We start from the raw sequence: 2,269 nt of genomic DNA, 5'->3' as shown, positions 1-2,269 counted from the left end.
TTTTCCTGCGGAAAAATCTCGCACTTTTGCTATCTTTGATTTACGGCGGAAATGTCCTGCGGACTTTTCCGCAACGAAATCATAGCCGAACCGTTGTAGGTAATTTACTCACTCATTCAAATTAAATGGATTGGATTGATATTATTATTGGAATCTTATTAATAATACTCGGAATATTTTTAATAAAAATTTATCGAGATTTGAAAAAAGAAAATAAAACTGGAGGATTATCTTTCAAGCTACAAACAGGCGGAATTGGATGTATAATGATTGGAATTGCATTGATTATAAGAGCATTTTAAAATCAATGAAAAAGACCTTTAAATACATAAAAATCCTAATTTTTCTACTTCTAATTAACCAAATAATTATACTGATTTCTAACAACTCAATACGAAAAGGATGGTGGAAAAGCAACAGCGAAAATAGGTTTAATGAACACGACGTTCTGGAATTTGACTCAAATCTGAATTGGAATATAATCACTGAAAAAGGAAAAAGAACTGGAATTGTACAATTGTATGTCGGAAAGAAATTATTGATTTCCAATCTAACTCTGACTGAATGGTATTTATATGAACATAAATAAAAAAACTACCTACAACAGCGTGTATAATTAATTGCTATGGCTTGTGCTCATCTGGAAAATTCCTTCGGAATTTTCTCTGGCAAGTATTTGTTTACTAAATTAGTTGCTGAACCACGCAACTAATCATACACAAGACCGTTGTAGCACATTTGAAAACTGAATGGAAAACCCAATATATTTAATATTAATTGCAATCATTATTGTTCTGACAATTTGGTTTCTGATTGTGAAATACTTTCTTTACCCATTGTTTTTTAAGCCAAAAATAAAGACATCTGAAATCGTTAACTTTCTTAATGAGAAACAATGTTCATTTGTTGAATATAAAAATCTGAATAAAAAAGAAAGAGAAAGGAATATTTTTAAGCACCCTAAAGGATTGACATTTGACAGTTTTGTTTCTGGAAAATCTGAATATAAAATAATCGGATTTTCTCAAAATGAAAACAAACACAAAATCTATTGGTCTGAATTACAATCTTGGTTTCCACCTTTTGGAAAACGGGTTTTGAATTTTATTGAGGAAAAAGACTCTGAATTTCTAACCGAATTGCAAAAAGAATATAATCAAGAAATTATAATCGTGACTGACAAATGTCCTGCCTGTAAAAGCGGGATTTTGAAAAATGAAACTGAATGCAAAAATTGCGGACTGAATTTAGTCGCTTAATGAATAAAAAAACGTGCTACAACAACGTATAAAAATAATGCGTAGTTTAGTGCTAAATCAAGAGTTAGTGCATTTTTGTTACGTCTGATTTTCCTTCGGAAAATCCTCGCACACAAAACCGCACTATTCTTATACAAGACCGTTAGCAAACATATGAACCAACAATTGAAATTAGTAATATCATTTATATTTTTAAGTTTTTACTGCTTTTCTCAAACTCAGGAGTCTACTATTTTTTTTAACGATGGAGATTCAATTGAAGGCTATGGAATGATAAAAAACAATAAAGTAAAATTTAGAGCATCTCTTGACAGCGAAGGCGATTTTTGGGATTTTGAAAGCATTACTAAAATAGAGTTTTATGGATTTGAAATGTATAAAACATATGAGTATGTAAAACTAAAACCTAATATGAACCCAATTCTACTCGAACTTGTAACTGGTGGTGAAGTTTCTCTTTACAGAGAAGAAAAATCAAAATGGACTGGAAGTAATATTCCAAACATCCCAGATGAATATGGAAAAAAAGGTGTTCCTGGAAGTTCCCAAAAAGTTGTAGAAGTGAAAAACTATATAAAACGCAATAGTGATGAATTTCCTTCGTGCCTAAATTGTGGAGTATTTAACAATTGGAGAAAACGTGCGACTGATTTTTTTTCTGACTGTGAGTATTTGGTGAAAAAAATAAAAGCTAATGAGTTTAGAGATTTACAAGAAATTGTTGAATTCTATAATGACTTTTGCGCTGAATAATAAATACGTTTGCTAACATTGTATAAAAATAATGCTTAGTTTGGTGCTTAATCAAGAGTAAGTGCTTTTTTGCTTGCATCTGATTTTCCTTCGGAAAATCCTCGCACACAAAACCGCACTATTCTTATACGTAACCGTTGTAGTGCATTTGAGAAAAACGACCCTCCATTCAATAACTTAACGCAACAAATCTAAAATTATAGATTTGTTACAATGGAAGTAAAAAAACACAAACGACTTACCTTAAAAGAAAGAGT

Annotated in this window: 3 protein-coding genes; all 3 read left to right on the top strand. The window is 30.8% G+C overall.

What is annotated here, in order from left to right:
- Nucleotides 1-125: 125 nt before the first annotated feature.
- A complete protein-coding gene (locus BT151_RS18705) occupies nt 126-302 on the top strand; it encodes a hypothetical protein (RefSeq protein ID WP_171946670.1) in 177 nt (58 codons plus the stop codon).
- 447 nt (nt 303-749) lie between these two features.
- Nucleotides 750-1,259: a hypothetical protein gene (locus BT151_RS18305; RefSeq protein ID WP_072403813.1), complete on the top strand. Its 510-nt coding sequence runs from the start codon at nt 750-752 to the stop codon at nt 1,257-1,259.
- A 153-nt stretch (nt 1,260-1,412) separates the two neighbouring features.
- Nucleotides 1,413-2,012: a hypothetical protein gene (locus BT151_RS18300; protein WP_072403812.1), complete on the top strand. Its 600-nt coding sequence runs from the start codon at nt 1,413-1,415 to the stop codon at nt 2,010-2,012.
- Nucleotides 2,013-2,269 lie beyond the last annotated feature (257 nt).

It is taken from the genome of Flaviramulus basaltis (assembly GCF_900114265.1).
Taxonomy (GTDB): domain Bacteria; phylum Bacteroidota; class Bacteroidia; order Flavobacteriales; family Flavobacteriaceae; genus Flaviramulus; species Flaviramulus basaltis.
This window is presented reverse-complemented; position numbering and strand designations above follow the sequence as displayed.